The following is a 16,877-nucleotide window of genomic DNA, read 5'->3' as shown; positions in this document are numbered from 1 at the left end:
ATTCAGCCTAGCCGATTTCACCCATAGTGCAGTCCCGGCTGTATTCCGGCGACGCTTTATTGGATAATGGCCGCATCATTCGAGTACCCAGGCGCTATGACTCCCGCAGAATATCAGGCACTGACCTCCCCCCGGCTTTCTCACCCCGCCCGCAGCCTTTACCTGCTTTACCTCAGGCACCAGGCCCGGGGCGATGTGACCCTGCCCCTCGACTACCCGAGTCTGGGCCGGGCGCTGGCGGTGCAGGGCGAGGGAGACTACCGCTACCGGGTAACCCCCGGGGATCTCACCGCCCTGGTGGACGAATTGCAGCAGGCCGGCCTGTTGGCCCTGGAAGAGCGTGCCCATCCCCAGCATTATCACGGCGCCCGCTTTCGGCTGGCCCTGAAAAACCTGCAAGGCCTCACGCCCCTGCCCGCCCGCCAGTTTGCCATGTATCCTGAATGGCGGCCCGATGAGCAGCTCGACGGGCTGGCGCGGCTGTGCGGCCTGCTCGACAGCCGTTTTGATGACGTGGAGCTGGGCGAATTCATCGCCTACTGGCTGGGCCGCCCGGAAGTATTTGAAAACCAGCATCAGTGGATGCTGCGTTTTGTACGCCAGCTGAAAAGCCGCCGTGCCCTGCGGCGTCCACCGGGCCTTGAGCCCCCTACCGGCTACCAGCAAGCGGCCGCACCGGCAGAAACCGAGACCGGCCCGAGCAAACGGGCCCGGGAGATGATGGAAGAAGCCCGGCGTCTGAGCGACGAGCACCAGGAGAGCCATGATGAAAAAGACACCTGAAGAAATGGCCGCCGACATGGCCGAGATTGCCCGGCGTCGCCGTCAGCAGCAGCGCCCGCAAAAAGACACCACCCCTGCCGCCGCCAGGGGCGAGGTTCAGGGGGTGCTCCAGCACCTGCAGCGGCTTCGCGCCGGCGGCAACCTGCCGCAGTATGACTACGACGCCCTGCGCCTGCAGTATGAGCAACAGGCCAACGCCGACGTAAAACGGCTGCAGCAGGAAGCCCGAATGCACCGCACCGAGCGCCTGCTGGCCCAGGCGGATTTGAACACCGACTGGACCTTCGCCAACATGGACCGCAACGATCCGGCCCTGTCACACCATATTGAGACCGCCCACCACTTTATCAATGCCTTTGATCACTGGGAAAAAAAGGGCGGCACCGGCATTCTGATCTACGGCGATTTTGGCACCGGCAAGTCTACCCTGGCCGGGGCCATTGCCCACGAATTGATCCAGCAGCACCAGAAGTCGGTGATCTTTCAGCAGTGGGCCTCGGTAGTGGACCGGTTGTTCTTTGGGGTCATTGAAGATCAGGAAAGCCGCAACCAGTATCGCCGTGCCCTGGAAGAAGTGGATCTGCTGGTGCTCGATGAAGTGGCCGCCAACCGCAGCCGGCTGGCGGAAAGCCAGTCCAGCTTTCTCGGCCACCTGCTGCGCCGCCGGCGCAACCTGTCAAAGAGCATTATCATCATCAGCAACCACGATCCCCAGTCGCTGCACCGGGCGGTCGGAGATTTCTGCTTTGAAGCCATCAAGGCCTTTCATCCGGTGGACATCGCCCTGCGCGGCCCCAGCCGCCGCCCGGACATTGGCGACTACCGCAGTTGAAGCCTTATGGCGGCCTACCGCCGCCACCAAATCAGCGCCAGCAGCCCCGCCCCCAGCAACAGCTTGTTACTCATTCGCCGGGGCAGACGGGCCAGCCGCCAGGCCAGCCCCACTTTCGGCAGTTGCTCGGCTAGCGCCAGCCAGTCAACCTCTGTTTGCTCGCGCCGCCGGGCCTGCTGGGTCAGCAGCTTCAGGCGCAGTGCTTCCGCCTTGAGTTGCAGCAGCTGTTGTTCTTCCTGCAGGTCTCTGTGCATGTCACCCCCTCAGTCTTTCATTGACCAGTCGCTCATATCGCGCTGGCCTCGCAGGTAGGCGACGTCTTCCTGTACGTCCTTCAGCGTCTGCTCCAGAAAGCGCCGCTGGCCGGCCAGGTTGCGTATCATGGCCAGGCAGGCCCAGAGCATGCCCAGCAGCAGCCCTGCCGCCAGGCCAAAGAACACCCACACCCGGGCCGCCGGCGACAGCACCTCGCTCAGGCCGAACAGCAGGCTGATAAAGGCCATAAAAAACAGTGCCACCGCACTCAGCGCCAGCACGCCCAGGCGTACCATCCGCTCTTTCTGGGCGATAAACTCAATGCGCGCCATGCGAAAGCGCACAAAGAGCAGCTCGATCACGGTGTCGAGCACATCCCGCAGTGGCGTTCTGCCCGCCATGCCGTTAGCGACCCCGGCACAGCAGCGCACCCAGCAACAGCCCCACCAGCGCCGCTATGCCCATGGCGTGATAGGGTTTGCTGTGCACCAGATCATTGGTCTGGTGCGCCGCCTGGCGGGTGCGCTCGATAACCGAGTCTTCCATGTCGGCATATTGCTGCTGGGCCCGGTCGAGCTGGGCCTTAAGCTTTTCCTTCAGCGCCTTGCCTTCCTTGGTGCCGTCATCGGCCGCCGCCTGGTAAAGGGCTTCTGCGTCTTTCAGCAGCTGTTTGACGTCACTCATCAATGCGGCGCGTTCCGCCTCGTATTTACCGGCCATATTGCCTCCTTGGTTGTATTTCAGCCAACACTCTCGATGAAAACCAGATACTTCTCATACACCATATGGCCTGACGTGGTGCTTCGCCAGCCCAAACACACATTTTGGTTAAGGATGCGATCGAGACCGTCGCAGCCATCACCGCCAGCGGCCTTGAAAACACATGCCTTCCCCCTCCCTGCCCTATACTCGACTCAGCATCACCGTTTAAAGGAAAACATCATGTTGAACCACATCCTGCTTGTCTCTCTGTGTTTGGCCAGTGCCCCGGCGTTGGCCGACTGGCAACTGAATAACGACTTGAGCCGGGTCAGCTTTGTGACCGTCAAAAAGGAAAGCGTAGGCGAACCCAACCATTTTCAGCGACTATCGGGCCGGCTGAGCGATGCCGGTCAATTTGAACTGAGCATTGATCTGGCCAGCGTCGAAACCGGCATTCCCATTCGCAACGAGCGCTTTGGTGAATTCCTGTTTGAAACCGGCCGGTTTCCCAGCCTGACGCTAAGGGCCGATCTTGCCAGCGAGCTTAATGCCCTGACCGGCGGTGAAGACCAGGTCATCACCACCGACGCCACCCTCAGCCTGCACGGACAGCAAAAAGTCATGCCGGTGACCGTGCTGGTGAGCCACAAGGGCAATGGCGACCTGGTAGTCTCAAGCTGGGATCCGGTGATCGTGCATCAGCAAGACTTTTCCCTCACCGAGGGCATCAACAAACTGCAGGAGCTGGCCGGCCTGCCTTCCATTACCCGTGCCGTGCCGGTGAACTTTGTACTGAGCCTGGACAAGCAATAAGCCGGCATTCATCCGTGCCACATGCAGCAACGGCAGAAACGGACTGAAGGAGCTGTTCGAGTGAGGACGGCCTGCTGAAGCCAGCGGCCGTCCCCATGGCTGAGGTAAGGCTTATTTGCCGTTGTTTTTAAAGGCGGCCAGCACTTCGCGGTGGGACGCGCCACTCAGGTTTTTGTCCAGATCCTTGTGCAGCGCCTTGCGCAGTCGATCGTCCATGGCCTCGCGCAGCAGGCCCAGAAATTGGGGAGGCGCCGCCAGGTAAAACCCCCCGATTTCGTTGTGATCCAGCGCGTGCCTCACCCGAGTGATGATTTCCCGGGCAAAACGCTGATTCTCGGTATGACTGGGATCGGTTTTCTCCGGTATGCTCGACACATCGGTGGTCAGTTCGCTCGTTTTCAGGCGCGCTTGCGGGTGGACCAGATCCATCACCTCCTCTCCCACGTTTTCAACCCAGTCCTGCCGGTACACAACCGCCTTGGCGGCATCGGCAACCACGATCCAATCTGGCATTGGCATATCACACCTCTTTCTTCGATTGTTGGAACAGTTCGGGATGCATTGAGCGTCTTAAGTATTGCTGATTCCTGCCAGATTGCATGGGATGCCACTGAGGTGTCCGGCTCATAACAAAAAGCCCCGCTTTCAGCGGGGCTTTTCACTAACTCACCATACTAAAGCAAGTTATCACTCACCGTAAGCTTCGGTGGGCAGGCAGCTGCAGAACAGGTTGCGGTCGCCGTACACATCGTCGATGCGGTTAACGGTGGGCCAGAACTTGCTGCGGCGCACGTCGTCGGAGGGGAACACCGCCAGCTCGCGGCTGTAGGCGCGGTTCCACTCGGCGTCCATGATGTCGTCCTGAGTGTGCGGCGCATGTACCAGGGGATTGTCCTCCAGGGTCCACTCGCCGCTTTCCACCTTGCGCATTTCGGCGCGGATCTGCTTCATGGCGTGAATGAAGCGGTCGATCTCGGCCTTGGACTCAGACTCAGTCGGCTCGATCATCAGGGTGCCCGCCACCGGGAAGCTCATGGTCGGGGCGTGGAAGCCAAAGTCGTTCAGGCGCTTGGCCACGTCCATTTCGCTGATGCCGCTGGACTCTTTCAGCGGGCGAATGTCCACGATGCACTCATGGGCCACGCGGTCGTTACGGCCGGTGTAGAGGATGGGGTAATCCTCGGCCAGGCTGCGCATCAGGTAGTTGGCGTTGAGAATGGCCAGCTGGGTGGAGCGCTTGAGGCCTTCGTCACCCAGCATGGCAATGTACATCCAGCTGATGGGCAGAATGCTGGCAGAGCCGAACGGAGCGGCCGACACGGCGCCGTTGTTACGGCTTTCCTTGTCGGTTTTCACCACGGCGTGGCCGGCCACGAAGGGCGCCAGGTGGGCTTTTACGCCAATGGGGCCCATGCCCGGACCGCCGCCGCCGTGAGGAATGGCGAAGGTCTTGTGCAGGTTGAGGTGGGACACGTCGGAGCCGATGAAACCCGGTGAGGTAATGCCCACCTGGGCGTTCATGTTGGCGCCGTCCATATACACCTGACCGCCGTAGGCGTGAACAATCTCGCACACTTCACGAATGTTTTCTTCATACACGCCGTGGGTGGACGGATAGGTCGCCATGATGCAGGACAGATTCTCGCCCGCTTCCTCGGCCTTGGCCTTGAGGTCGACCATGTCGATGTTGCCCTGCTTGTCGCAGGCCACCACCACCACCTTCATGTTGGCCATCTGGGCCGAGGCCGGGTTGGTGCCGTGAGCGGAGCTCGGGATCAGACAGATGTCGCGATGACCTTCACCCCGGGACTCGTGGTATTTCTTGATGGCCAGCAGGCCGGCGTATTCGCCCTGAGCACCGGAGTTGGGCTGAATGCAGATGGCATCGTAACCGGTGACCTTCACCAGCCAGTTTTCCAACTCGCCGATCATGGTCTGGTACCCTTGAGTCTGGTCCAGCGGCGCAAAGGGGTGGATTTGCGCGAACTCGGGCCAGCTGATGGGCACCATTTCGGCGGTGGCGTTCAGCTTCATGGTGCAGGAGCCCAGCGAAATCATGCCGTAGTTCAGGGCCAGATCCTTCATTTCCAGCTTGTGGATGTAGCGCAGCATCTCGGTTTCCGAGTGATAGCTGTTGAACACCTCGTGGCTGAGGATGGCGCTGTCGCGCAGCAGGCTGGCAGGAATGGAATCGGTACCGGCGGCAGCCTTGGCATCCAGCGCATCCACGGTCAGGCCATGGCCGTCTCCGAGGAAGATGTCGAACAGCTCGGCCACGTCACCCCGGGTGGTGGTTTCGGACAGGGACACCCCAAGAGCGCCGTCGAGATCGGTGCGCAGGTTGGCGCCTTTGGCCAGGGCGCGGGCAATGATGGCGTCCTTGTCGGCGGTCTCAATGGTGAGCGTGTCGAACCAGGTATCGTGCTTGAGTGCCACACCCTTGCTTTGCAGGCCCAGGGCCAGAATATCGGTCAGGCGGTGCACCCGGTCGGCGATACGCTTCAGGCCTTCCGGGCCGTGATACACGGCGTAGAAGCTGGACATGTTGGCCAGCAGCACCTGGGCGGTACAGATGTTGGAATTGGCCTTTTCACGGCGAATGTGCTGCTCGCGGGTCTGCATGGCCATGCGCAGGGCCGGCTTGCCGCGGGTGTCCTTGGACACGCCGATAATGCGGCCCGGCAGGGAGCGCTTGTGCTCGTCGCGGGTGGCGAAGAAGGCGGCGTGGGGGCCACCGTAGCCCATAGGCACACCAAAGCGCTGGGCGTTGCCCAGGACCACGTCGGCGCCCAGCTCGCCCGGGGCCTTGAGCAGCACCAGGGAAAGAATATCGGCGGCCACACAGGCAATGCCCTTGCCGCTTTGCACCTGGGCGATCAGGCCCTTGAGGTCGCGAATTTGGCCGGTGGTGGACGGGTACTGGAACAGGGCACCAAACACATCGTGCTCCACCACTGCCTCGGCGGGAGCCACCTGAATGTCGAAACCATAGTGCTCGGCCCGCTCACGGACCACGTCAATGGTCTGGGGGTGCACGTCATCGGCAATAAAGAAGATGTTGGCTTTCTTGTTCTTGCTGACCCGGCGGGCCAGGGCCATGGCTTCGGCAGCGGCGGTGGCTTCGTCCAGCAGCGATGCACTGGCCAGCGGCAGGCCGGTCAGATCCTGGGTCATTTGCTGGAAGTTGAGCAGGGCTTCAAGACGGCCCTGGGCGATCTCCGGCTGGTACGGGGTATAGGCGGTATACCAGCCCGGGTTTTCCAGCACGTTGCGCTGAATGACCAGGGGCACATGGGTATCGTGATAGCCCATGCCGATATAGCTCTTGTACACCTTGTTCTGGCTGGCCAGTGACTTCAGGTAGCTCAGGGCTTCCTGCTCGGTGCGGGCCGCGCCAATGCCAAGGGGCTGATCGATGAGGATGCTCGCCGGCACCGTCTGCTTAATCAGATCGTCCAGGCTGTCGGCGCCCACCACCGCCAGCATCTCGGCCACTTCCTGCTCGGAAGGACCAATATGACGGCCGATGAAGGCGTTATTCTGCTCAAGTTCAAACAAAGACTGGGTCATTTTTCCTTACTTCCTTTTCGGGCCCCGCCCGAGGGTAGGCAGGCGACCGGCGTTTTGGGGGGTACGTGGCCGGCAAGCGCCTGACAGTGAAATGGCACCTCAGCAGCCGCGGCTGCTGGCTTTGAAAGGCAACATCAACAAAGCCCCCATTACGGGGGCTTTGGCGAACTTAGTCTTCGTCGATGCTGTTTTCGTAGCCTTCGGCGTCCAGCAGCTCGTCCAGATCGGACTCGTCAGCCAGCTTGATGCGGAACAGCCAGCCGTCACCGTAGGGGTCGGAGTTCACCAGCTCGGGGCTGTCTTCCAGTGCCTCGTTCACGGCAATGATTTCACCGCTGACCGGGGCATAGATGTCGGACGCTGCCTTCACGGACTCGGCCACGCAGCAGTCTTCGCTCGCGTCCACGGTGCGGCCCACTTCGGGCAGCTCAACAAACACCATATCACCCAACAGCTCCTGCGCATGTTCGGTAATGCCGATCACCGCTTCACCGTTTCCTTCAACCCGTACCCATTCGTGGGAGCGGGCATACTTCAGTTCACTGGGGATATTGCTCATCAGTTGTTCCTCTTGGTTCTTAAAACTCGGCGACCGCTTTGCCGAAACGTACAAAAGTCGGTTTTACCACGGACACCGGCATCCATTTTTTGCGCAGTTCCACTTCCGCGTTGTCACCAATGGAGCGCGGAACCCGCGCCAGTGCAACGCTGAAACCCAGTGTAGGCGAGAAGGTGCCGGATGTGATCACACCCTGCTGCTCGTTACCGTCTGCATCGGTAAAGCGCACGGCGGTACCGGCGCGCAGCACGCCTTTTTCCTTCATTACCAGCCCCACCAGCTTGGGCTGATCGCCGGCTTGGCGCTGGGCTTCAAGGGCGGCCCGGCCGATAAAGTCACGCTCGGCCGGCTCCCAGGCGATGGTCCAGGCCATGTTGGCGGCGAGCGGAGAAACCGACTCGTCCATGTCCTGGCCGTACAGGTTCATGCCGGCTTCCAGGCGCAGGGTGTCACGGGCACCCAGGCCACAGGGGCGAACACCGGCGTCCTTCAGGGCATTCCACAGGGCGCCGGCCTGCTCGGCGGGCACCACGATTTCATAACCGTCTTCACCGGTGTAGCCGGTGGTGGCAATAAAGAGCTCGCCGGCCTGCACCCCAAAGAAGGGGCTCATGCCTGCCACGGCAGCGTTCTGCTCGGCGCTGAACACGGTGGCGGCCTTGGCTTTGGCGTTGGGGCCCTGCACCGCGATCATGGCCAGCTCAGGCCGTTCGGTGAGGGTGACCTCAAAGCCCTCGGATTGCTTCGCCATCCAGGCGAGATCCTTGTCGCGGGTGGCGGAGTTGACGATCATGCGGTAGTCGTCTTCGGCGAAGTAATAGGTGATGAGATCGTCGATGACCCCGCCCTGCTCGTTGAGCATGCCGCTGTAGATGGCCTTGCCCGGCTGAGTGACCCGGCCGATGTCGTTGGCCAGCAGGCGCTGCAAAAAGGCCTTGGCCTGGGCGCCCTGCACATCGACGATGGTCATGTGAGAGACGTCGAACATGCCGGCGTCCTGGCGGACGGCATGGTGCTCCTCAAGCTGGGAGCCGTAGTTGATGGGCATTTCCCAACCGTGAAAATCCACCATCTTGGCACCGGCTTCCAGGTGCTGAGGATGCAAAACTGTTTGCTGAGTCATGACGCTTCCTTCTATTCCGAGCCCGGCCAGCGAGCAATAATCCGGTATGGCCCACTGATTATACTCAAGCGGACTCGGGATAACACGGCAAGGAAGTCAAAAAAAACTAATCAATCAAGTTAAAAGAACAAAATATAAACGACACCAACACAGCCGCTTTAACGTGAAGAGTGCAACAAAACCGGCTAAAAAAACCAAAAATTAACAAAAAATTAAAACTTGATATATAAAAAAGCCCCTAAATAAGCACAAGCGCAAAATTTGCGCTTGTGAACTCGCCTGACCAAGCCCTAGAAAAACTAATCAACAACCAGGTTCGGATTAGTTTTTCTCAAGCATTTTCATTAAAGCGGGAGAGCGCCGGTTGCAGCCCCCCCACTCCCAGAGCATGGGCCGCCAGCCGCCGTTTCAGCGGTGTCAGTCGGTCGGTAAGGCTCAAGCCCAGGGTGCGCAGGCCCTTGATGGGCCCCAGCTCGGCGCCGAACAGTCGCTTCAGCCCTTCCATGCCCGCCAGCATGGTGGCGGCTTCGGCCTTGCGCCAGCGTTCAAAGGCGCGCAGACCGGCCAGCTCGCCGATGTCCCTGCCCTCGGCGTGGCGCGCCAGCAGGGTTTCTGCCAGGGCCGCGGCATCCTGCAGACCCAGGTTGACCCCCTGCCCCGCCAATGGATGTATGGTGTGGGCGGCATCGCCGATCAGCGCCCAGCGCTGACCGCAGAACTGCTGGCTGTAGCGGGCCTTGAGGGGAATGGCCATGCGTGGCCCCAATACCCGGCACAGCCCCAGGCGCAGATCAAAGGCGGTGGCCAGCTGCTTGTTGAATTCGGTGTCGGAAAGCGCCAGCAGCGCCTCGGCCCGCTCCGGCGCACAGGACCACACCAGCGAGCACTGGTGAGGGTTCGCCAGCGGCAAAAAGGCGATGATGTCGTTGCCGTTGAAAATCTGCCGGGCGCACTGGCCGTGGGGCGCATCGGTTTCAATGGTCGCCACCAGGGCGTGATGATCGTAATCCCATTCGGTCATGCCCGGCTGCATTTGCTGGCGCAGCCAGGAACGGGCCCCGTCGGCCCCTACCAGCAGCCGGCCGGTGATGGGGGTGCCGTCATCCAGCAGCACAAAGGCACCGGCTTCGCTGGCCGACACCGTAGCGGCCCGGGCCGGCAGGTGCAGGCTGATGTGCGGACTAAGCCGGGCCTGCTCCAGCAGGTGGTATTGCAGCAGGCGGTTTTCCACAATATGGCCAAGATGGGGCTGATGCATCAGCGCGGCGGAAAAACCGATGCGCGCCGAGCTGTTGGCCTCCCACACTTCCATTTCGGTATAGGGGCCCAGACGGTTACTGTGGGCGGGCCAGGCGCCCAGGTTTTCCAGCAGGGTTTGTGACGCCAGGTTAATGGCGCTGACCCGGTTGTCGGCCACCGGGCCAAAATGCGGATCCGGCTTTTGCCCTTCTACTACCGCCACCTTCATGCCGCTGGGGGCCAGGGCCAGCGCCAGGGAAAGCCCCACCATGCCACCGCCGATAATAATGATGTCTGCCGCTTGCATCGCTTACCTCTTGCCCATGGCCCGCCAGGCCAGTTGACTCTTTAGCGGGGCGCAGGCCGCCATGGCCGACAGCCCCAGATTACGCCCGGCGGCGAGCACCGGATCATCGTTGGAAAACAGCAGCGCCAGTGCCGTGGTGAGCTTCACCATGCCGGCCTGATCGGGCAGCCGTGCCCGGCCATAGCCACTGAGCACGCCGTGGCTGCCGATGTCCTGCCCGGTATCCAGGGCCCGGCCCAGGTGCTCGGTCAGGGTGGCCACGTCCCTCAGCCCCAGGTTGAAGCCCTGGCCGGCAATGGGATGCAACAGGTGGGCGGCGTTGCCCAGCAGCACCACTCTGTGATGCCAGGGCCGGAGCGCTTCATCCAGCATCAGAGGGTAACAGTGACGTTCGCCGGTACGCAGAAGCCGCCCCAGCCGGTAACCAAACTCCCGTTGCAGGGCGGCAAGAAATGGTTCGTCGCCCATCGCCATCAGTTGCGCCGCCCGCTCGGGGGCCACACACCACACCAGGGAGCTGCGCCCCTCGCTCATGGGCAGCAGGGCCAGCGGGCCCTGGGAGGTAAAGCGTTCAAAGGCCCGGCCGCGGTGGGGCTCGGCGGTGGCAATGTTGGCGATAATGGCACTCTGGCCGTAATCCAGCTGGCGGCGCGCTACGCCGAGCCGCTGGCCAATCAGCGAGCGGTTGCCGTCGGCGGCCACCAGCAGGCTGGCAGAAAAGGCCGTACCGGACTCCAGCTCCACCGTTACGTGTTGTCGATGCTGTTCGAAACCGGCAATACGGTCGGGGCAATACAGGGTAATGGCCGGGCACGCCGCCAGCCGCCGGTGCAGCTCGAGCCCGGCTGGGTATAATTCCACCACCTGGCCCAGGGCCGGCACACCGTATTCGGCCGCGTGCATTTCCACTCGGCCAAAGTGGCCCTGATCGGACACCTGAATCTGGGTAATGGGCGTGGCCAATGGTGCCAGTGCCGGCCAGATGCCGAGTTGCTCCAGCAGGGTCTGACTGTGCCAGGCCAGGGCAATGCTGCGGGCATCAAAGCCCGGGTGCAGATCCGGTCCGGGGGGGAGTGCCTCGATCAGGGCGATGCGAAGCGGGCTGCCATCGGGCCGGCGCAGCCCGGACAGCCCCAAGGCCAGCACGGCCCCGGCCATGCCGGCACCGTTGATTACCAGGTCGTAATGGGTCATGGATGTGCTGTTGTTGCCGAAATAAAGTTGCCGAAAGGATCAGTGCAGGGTGGGTCGGGCCGGCGTCGGGCGGCCCTTGCCGAACTCCTCAAAGGCCAGGGTGGCGCCAAGCTTGAGGTGCTCGTAAAGCACCACGAAGGCCGCTTCACTTTCTTCGTCTTCCTGCTCGAACTCGCCGGACACCTGGGTGATGCTGCTGATGTCCTGGATCATTTCCTGCAGTTCGGGCGACGCCTTGTTCAGCTCCTGCTGCACCACGCCAAAGCCGGCGAGAAAGGCGCCGGCCCATTCCATCATGGCATCCAGCCGGTCGTCGAGGGGCTCTTCGTCTGCCGGCAGCAGCAGCTCGAAACGGCTTTGTTCAATCAAGTCCTCATACACCCGGTTAAACAGCAGGTTGACCGCCTTTTTCAGCTCGGCGGGCAGGCCGAAACCGTCGTTGAGCAGCTCGTTGAAATGCTGCTGCCAGCGGGCGTCGTCCCGGGCCATACCGCCACAGATAAGGCCGCAAATCACCCCGTGCACTTCGGCGGCGGTCACCACCATGTTGTGCTGCTCCAGCAGGGTGGTAAAGGCATCAAAGTTGAGACGGGCGTTATCGTTCATCATTTACTCGACAGGTGGCACTGAAATTACCGCCGATCCTAGCACCGTCCCTTGATGCAGACCAGCAACCCCTTGAAAGTTCTGATGGCCCACTATATATTCGCGGGACTTTCATTGCTCATTGCAAGCCACCTGAGGACCACATGACCACAGCGGCAATCGACATCGTTATTCTCGGGCGCCCCTACAAGGTGGCCTGTCCTGCCGGGCAGGAAGAGTCTTTGCACCGGGCAGCCGATATGCTCAACGAACGTATTCGCAAGTTCAAGGACAGCGGCCGCTCCGCCTCCAATGAGCAAATCGCCATTATGCTGGCGCTGAATGTCTGCCATGAGCTGGAGCTTGAAAAGGACAAGAATCATCAATATGCTGACGCCATGGACAAGCGCATCAAGATGCTTCAGCATACCATTGAAGACGCGCTGGCCAGCAAGGTCGGCTAAGTCCGCACAATTTGTTTTTCCCTGGGGTGTTCGTCCGTGAGTGGCGTCCCTGAGCCGATATCAACAGCACAGGAATCCCGCGTTGCTCGCTATTGAGCATGCTCGGCCTCGACCGAGACGCCTGCGGTGGGTACCGGGCTTCCGCCTTGAACCGACGGGTTCAAGGACTAACACTCGCAACGGCACCCTGGGGACCCATTCCTTCTTCGGGCACTTTCATGACCCAGCAGCAACCCAACAATCCCCTGCACGGCATCACCCTTGAAGCCCTGCTTACCGAGCTGGTGAAGCAATACGGCTGGGAAGAGCTGGCCCGCCGGGTCAACATCAACTGTTTCAAAAACGATCCCAGCATCAAGTCGAGCCTGAAATTCCTGCGCCGCACGCCCTGGGCCCGCACCCAGGTGGAAGCGCTGTACCTGCGTCTCAAAAACGGACCCTGGCACCGCTGACCCTTGGCAGGCCCCGGCATTGGACATAAGCTCGGCGCATGCTCGCTTTCAACGGAATGAACCATGACCGAACGACACCGCATTCGCCAGCAGATAAGAGAAGCCCGCCGCCGGCTGACGCTCGCCGAGCAGCAGGCCGCCGCCCACGCCATTGCCACCCGGGTGGCCGACACCCCCCACCTGGCCCAGGCCAGCAAGGTGGCCCTGTACCTTGCCAATGACGGCGAGCTGGATCCGCACCCGCTGATCGACTGGTACTGGTCCCGGGGTGCCCAGGTCTACCTGCCGGTGTTGCATCATTTCAGCCCCGGGCACCTGATGTTTTTGCGCTATGATCCCGACTCACGCCTCATTGCCAACCGCTTTGGCATTCCCGAGCCCCGCCTCGACATTCGCCTGCTGCTGCCCAAACAGGAGCTGGAGGTGATCTACACGCCCCTGGTGGCCTTTGATGCCACCGGCAACCGCATCGGCATGGGCGGCGGCTTTTATGACCGTACCCTGGCCGGCTGGCACCGGGGCTCAGGCCCGCGGCCGGTGGGGCTGGCCCACGATTGCCAGCAACTGCCCGAGATCCCCACCGACCACTGGGACGTGCCCCTGCCCGAGTTACTGACGCCGGGGCGGCACTGGCGCTGGTGAGGCTCTAGGCCTCCTTAACCAAGACACCGCAGGCGGGATTACCGTATTCGACCGTCAAATGCCATGGATGGCATTTGCCGAGCGACACATGGATGTGCTTGAAGCGTGTCGAAGGAGGTAACCCGGCTGCGGTGTTCTCAGGGGCCGGCTTTGCTATAATGCGCCGCACTTTTGCAGGAGAACAGCACAGCCATGACACAAGACGAAATGAAAAAGGCCGCCGGCTGGGCGGCGCTGGAGTTCGTGACCCCGGGCAGCATTGTTGGCGTGGGCACCGGATCCACCGTCAATCACTTTATCGACGCCCTTGGCTCCATCAAGGACCAGATCAAGGGGGCCGTATCCAGTTCCGAGGCCTCCACCGCCCGCCTGAAGGAATTGGGTATTCCGGTGTTTGATCTCAACGACATCAGCGAACTCAACGTCTATGTGGATGGCGCCGATGAAATCGACGGCGCCATGGCCATGATCAAGGGCGGCGGCGCGGCCCTCACCCGGGAAAAGATCGTCGCCGCCGTGGCCGACAAGTTCGTGTGCATCGTCGATGGCAGCAAAACCGTGGAGGTGCTGGGCGCCTTCCCGCTGCCGGTGGAAGTGATCCCCATGGCCCGGGAATACGTGGCCCGGGAGCTGACCAAGCTCGGCGGCCAGCCGGTCTACCGGGAAGCTGTGGTCACCGACAACGGCAACCACATTCTGGATGTGCATGGCCTGAGCATCACCGAGCCCAAAGCCTTGGAAGCCCGCATCAACGCCATTGTGGGCGTAGTGACCAACGGCCTCTTTGCCAACCGCGGTGCCGATGTGCTGCTGATCGGCACCCCCGAGGGCGTGGTGCGCAAGGGCGTTTAACCTCAATTCACCAACGCTACCGCCTTGATCAGGGCATAACACACCATGCCCTGATGCAACCCGAGCTGCTCCGCCGACCAGGCGGACACCTCCGCCAGCAGCCGCTGACCACCCTTGAGCTCACCGGCCACCAGCACCCGGCCTTCCTCCTCTGCATGGAGCGCCGTCAGCCGCATCGGCAGCTGGTTCAGAATCGATACCCCCTTCACCGGCGCCAGCGCCAGGCTCACGTCCGAGGCCTGTATGCGCACCCGCACCCGTTCGCCGCCCGGCCGGCGGGCATGCACCAGCCACAGGATCTGCTCGTTGAAGGTAAAAGGCGTGCGGCCATCGGCGAGCTCGGCGCCCAGCTCCCCTTCCAGCATGCTGGCCGCCCCCTGCTCCACGAACAACGGCGAATCGGGCCGGGCCATGGCCTGCTGCAGGGCTTCCATGCGGGTGGTGCGGCCCTGGGTCATAAAGATCACCCGATCCGCCAGCCGCTCCACCTCCTCCGGCGCGTGGGTCACGTAAAACACCGGCACCTCCGCCCGGGCCGCCAGCCCTTCAATCCAGGGCAGGATCTCGCGCTTGGCCTGAGTGTCGAGGGCCGACAGCGGCTCGTCGAGCAGCAGCAGCCGTGGCGCCGCCAGCAGCGCCCGGCCGATGGCCACCCGCTGACGCTGTCCGCCGGACAAGGATATTGCACTTTGCGCCAGCAGCGGCTCCAGCCCCAGCCAACCCACGATTTCATGAAAGTCCGGCCTTTTCTGCCCCTTGGGCAATCTGCGCCAGCCATAACGCAGGTTGTCGCGCACCGACAGATGGGGGAACAGGCTGGCTTCCTGAAATACATAGCCAAAACGGCGCCGGTGTACCGGCAGCCCGTGCAGGTTGTGCTCACCCAGCCACAGTTCCCCCTCGGCCCGCTCCAGCCCCGCCAGACAGCGCAGCAGGGTGGTTTTGCCGCAGCCCGAGCGGCCAAACAGAGCGGTCACGCCATGAGCGGGCTGCTCAAAGGCGGCATCAAGGCGAAATCCCGGTCGTTCCAGCTGAAAACGGGCCTTTATCATGGGTGCACCACCGAAAATCGCCGGTTAAGCAGGTACACCGCCAGCAGAATGCTGAACGACAGCACCAGCAGCAGTGCCGACAGCATGTGTGCCTGGCCGTATTGCAGCATTTCCACATGGTCATAAATGGCGATGGAGATCACCTGGGTGGCACCGGGAATATTGCCCCCCAGCATCAGCACCACGCCAAACTCCCCCAGGGTATGGGCAAAGCCAAGTACGATGGCAGTGAGAAAACCCCGCCGGGCCAGGGGCACCGCCACGGTAACAAACCGGTTCAGGGGCGAGGCGCCCAGGGTGGCCGCCACCTCCAGTGGACGCCGCCCCATGGCCTCAAAGGCACCTTGTAGCGGCTGTACCACAAAGGGCAGCGAATAAAACGCCGAGCCGATCACCAGGCCGGTAAAGGTAAAGGCGAGACTCTCGCCGCCCAGGGCCCGGGACAGGCCGCCGATAACGCCATGCGGGCCCAGCGCCAGCAGCAGGTAAAACCCCAGCACCGTGGGCGGCAGCACCAGCGGCAGGGCCACCACCGCTTCCACCATGGTCTTGCAACGGCTCTGAGTCTGGCTCAGCCACCAGGCAAGGGGAGTGCCCACTGCCAGCAGCACCAGCACGGTGACCCCCGCCAGCCGCAGGGTCAGGCCAAGGGCAGTGATATCCTCGGACGCCAGCATTTATTGCGCCTGTTCGATGCCGTAGCCGTAGGCGCGGATCACCGCCAGGCCCTCGGGCGAACGTACATATTCCAGCAATGCCTTCGCCGCCGGCGCCTCCTTCAGTTGCACCGCCTGCTGCACAATGGGCGCATACTGCTCGGCAGGCACTTCCCACCAGGAGCCAGGAGCGTATTCCCCCTGGCTGAACACCTGGGACTTGGCAACAAACCCCAGCTCGGCATTGCGGCTGTATACGTACTGGTAGGTCTGGCCGATGTTTTCTCCCCGCACCATTTTCCGGTCAACGCCCTGCCACAGCCCCATGCCGGTGAGCACCTCCTGAGCGGCACGGCCATAAGGGGCAGTGGCCGGATTGGCGATGGCCAGAAAACGGAAGTCGCCGTTTTTCAGTACGGTCAGCTCGTCATCAATCAACTGTTTATCGGGACTCCACAGCACCAGGGTACCCAGGGCGTAGGTAAAGCGGCTGCCGGGCACGATGGCCTCTTGCTGCTCCAGCAGTTCGGGGCGCTGGTCGTCGGCGGCAAAAAACACATCAAAGGGGGCGCCGTTTTTTATCTGGGCGTACAGCTTGCCGGTGGAGCCGGAAGACACCAGCACAGTATGGCCGGTTTGCTGCTCAAACTGCCCGGCCAGAGTGGTGATCACATCGAGAAAGTTGGCGGCCACCGCCACCTTGACCTCATCGGCAAGGGTAGGCGTGGTCACGCCCAGGGCACACAACAGTAAAGCGGCACGGTAACACTTGGACATCACGCATTCCCCTTGGTTGT

The 16,877-nt window shown here is 61.9% G+C and carries 20 protein-coding genes and 1 other RNA gene; 8 read left to right on the top strand and 13 right to left on the bottom strand.

The annotated features are described in order from the left end of the window. The first annotated feature begins 96 nt into the window (after positions 1-96). Positions 97-783, top strand: a complete 687-nt coding sequence (locus GU3_RS07770) for a DnaT-like ssDNA-binding domain-containing protein (RefSeq protein ID WP_014291978.1) — start codon at positions 97-99, stop codon at positions 781-783. Continuing rightward, a complete protein-coding gene (locus GU3_RS07765) occupies positions 767-1,615 on the top strand; it encodes a DnaA ATPase domain-containing protein (RefSeq protein ID WP_014291977.1) in 849 nt (282 codons plus the stop codon). The genes GU3_RS07770 and GU3_RS07765 overlap by 17 nt, the downstream gene beginning before the upstream one ends. Positions 1,616-1,629: 14 nt before the next feature. Here the strand turns inward: GU3_RS07765 and GU3_RS07760 are convergent, their stop codons facing one another. From GU3_RS07760 to GU3_RS07750, 3 genes are read right to left on the bottom strand one after another with little or no spacing between them, the layout of a single operon-like run. Next, positions 1,630-1,869: a hypothetical protein gene (locus tag GU3_RS07760; protein WP_014291976.1), complete on the bottom strand. Its 240-nt coding sequence runs from the start codon at positions 1,867-1,869 to the stop codon at positions 1,630-1,632. 9 nt (positions 1,870-1,878) lie between these two features. Beyond that, complete coding sequence (locus GU3_RS07755; protein WP_014291975.1) at positions 1,879-2,271, bottom strand: phage holin family protein; 393 nt, start codon at positions 2,269-2,271, stop codon at positions 1,879-1,881. A gap of 4 nt (positions 2,272-2,275) precedes the next feature. Continuing rightward, entirely contained in the window at positions 2,276-2,590 is a 315-nt protein-coding gene (locus GU3_RS07750; protein ID WP_014291974.1) for a YqjD family protein, read from the bottom strand. Positions 2,591-2,812: 222 nt separating this feature from the next. Here GU3_RS07750 and GU3_RS07745 point away from each other — a divergent pair, with 222 nt between their 5' ends. Next, entirely contained in the window at positions 2,813-3,385 is a 573-nt protein-coding gene (locus tag GU3_RS07745) for a YceI family protein (RefSeq protein WP_014291973.1), read from the top strand. Between the two features lie 111 nt (positions 3,386-3,496). Here the strand turns inward: GU3_RS07745 and GU3_RS07740 are convergent, their stop codons facing one another. From GU3_RS07740 to GU3_RS07710, 7 genes are all read right to left on the bottom strand, one after another. Continuing rightward, positions 3,497-3,904 (bottom strand): host attachment protein, encoded by a 408-nt coding sequence (locus GU3_RS07740; protein ID WP_148265872.1) that lies wholly within the window; start codon positions 3,902-3,904, stop codon positions 3,497-3,499. 168 nt (positions 3,905-4,072) lie between these two features. Continuing rightward, positions 4,073-6,955, bottom strand: coding sequence for an aminomethyl-transferring glycine dehydrogenase (gcvP, locus tag GU3_RS07735; protein WP_014291971.1), 2,883 nt, complete (start codon positions 6,953-6,955; stop codon positions 4,073-4,075). Positions 6,956-7,124: 169 nt separating this feature from the next. Beyond that, positions 7,125-7,514, bottom strand: coding sequence for a glycine cleavage system protein GcvH (gcvH, locus tag GU3_RS07730; RefSeq protein ID WP_014291970.1), 390 nt, complete (start codon positions 7,512-7,514; stop codon positions 7,125-7,127). 19 nt (positions 7,515-7,533) lie between these two features. Next, a complete protein-coding gene (gene gcvT / locus GU3_RS07725; protein WP_014291969.1) occupies positions 7,534-8,637 on the bottom strand; it encodes a glycine cleavage system aminomethyltransferase GcvT in 1,104 nt (367 codons plus the stop codon). A 331-nt stretch (positions 8,638-8,968) separates the two neighbouring features. Then, a complete protein-coding gene (locus tag GU3_RS07720; RefSeq protein ID WP_014291968.1) occupies positions 8,969-10,183 on the bottom strand; it encodes an FAD-dependent oxidoreductase in 1,215 nt (404 codons plus the stop codon). 3 nt (positions 10,184-10,186) lie between these two features. After that, positions 10,187-11,377 carry a 2-octaprenyl-6-methoxyphenyl hydroxylase gene (gene ubiH, locus GU3_RS07715; protein ID WP_014291967.1) on the bottom strand — a complete coding sequence of 397 codons (1,191 nt, stop codon included), beginning with the start codon at positions 11,375-11,377 and terminating at the stop codon, positions 10,187-10,189. 39 nt (positions 11,378-11,416) lie between these two features. Next, on the bottom strand, positions 11,417-11,983 hold the full coding sequence (locus GU3_RS07710; RefSeq protein ID WP_014291966.1) for a UPF0149 family protein: 567 nt from the start codon (positions 11,981-11,983) through the stop codon (positions 11,417-11,419). A 143-nt stretch (positions 11,984-12,126) separates the two neighbouring features. On the opposite strand from GU3_RS07710, the gene zapA reads away from it, so the two are divergent. The 5 genes from zapA (at position 12,127) to rpiA (ending at position 14,372) form a co-directional block, all read left to right on the top strand. Continuing rightward, positions 12,127-12,426: a cell division protein ZapA gene (gene zapA, locus GU3_RS07705; RefSeq protein WP_041543033.1), complete on the top strand. Its 300-nt coding sequence runs from the start codon at positions 12,127-12,129 to the stop codon at positions 12,424-12,426. Between the two features lie 15 nt (positions 12,427-12,441). Then, a non-coding RNA gene (gene ssrS, locus GU3_RS16720) (6S RNA) lies at positions 12,442-12,624 on the top strand. Positions 12,625-12,644: 20 nt separating this feature from the next. Continuing rightward, positions 12,645-12,878 (top strand): VF530 family DNA-binding protein, encoded by a 234-nt coding sequence (locus tag GU3_RS07700; RefSeq protein ID WP_014291964.1) that lies wholly within the window; start codon positions 12,645-12,647, stop codon positions 12,876-12,878. 63 nt (positions 12,879-12,941) lie between these two features. Continuing rightward, positions 12,942-13,520, top strand: coding sequence for a 5-formyltetrahydrofolate cyclo-ligase (locus GU3_RS07695; protein ID WP_014291963.1), 579 nt, complete (start codon positions 12,942-12,944; stop codon positions 13,518-13,520). A gap of 192 nt (positions 13,521-13,712) precedes the next feature. After that, entirely contained in the window at positions 13,713-14,372 is a 660-nt protein-coding gene (gene rpiA / locus GU3_RS07690; RefSeq protein WP_014291962.1) for a ribose-5-phosphate isomerase RpiA, read from the top strand. Between the two features lie 2 nt (positions 14,373-14,374). Here the strand turns inward: rpiA and modC are convergent, their stop codons facing one another. The 3 genes from modC to modA are packed head-to-tail and all read right to left on the bottom strand — an operon-like array spanning position 14,375 to position 16,857. Further along, positions 14,375-15,424 (bottom strand): molybdenum ABC transporter ATP-binding protein, encoded by a 1,050-nt coding sequence (gene modC, locus GU3_RS07685; RefSeq protein WP_014291961.1) that lies wholly within the window; start codon positions 15,422-15,424, stop codon positions 14,375-14,377. Then, positions 15,421-16,101, bottom strand: coding sequence for a molybdate ABC transporter permease subunit (gene modB, locus GU3_RS07680; protein ID WP_014291960.1), 681 nt, complete (start codon positions 16,099-16,101; stop codon positions 15,421-15,423). Before modB ends, modC begins: the two co-directional genes overlap by 4 nt. Next, positions 16,102-16,857: a molybdate ABC transporter substrate-binding protein gene (modA, locus tag GU3_RS07675; protein WP_014291959.1), complete on the bottom strand. Its 756-nt coding sequence runs from the start codon at positions 16,855-16,857 to the stop codon at positions 16,102-16,104. Positions 16,858-16,877 lie beyond the last annotated feature (20 nt).

Origin of the sequence: Oceanimonas sp. GK1 (assembly GCF_000243075.1) — a bacterium.
Lineage (GTDB): Bacteria > Pseudomonadota > Gammaproteobacteria > Enterobacterales > Aeromonadaceae > Oceanimonas.
This window is presented reverse-complemented; position numbering and strand designations above follow the sequence as displayed.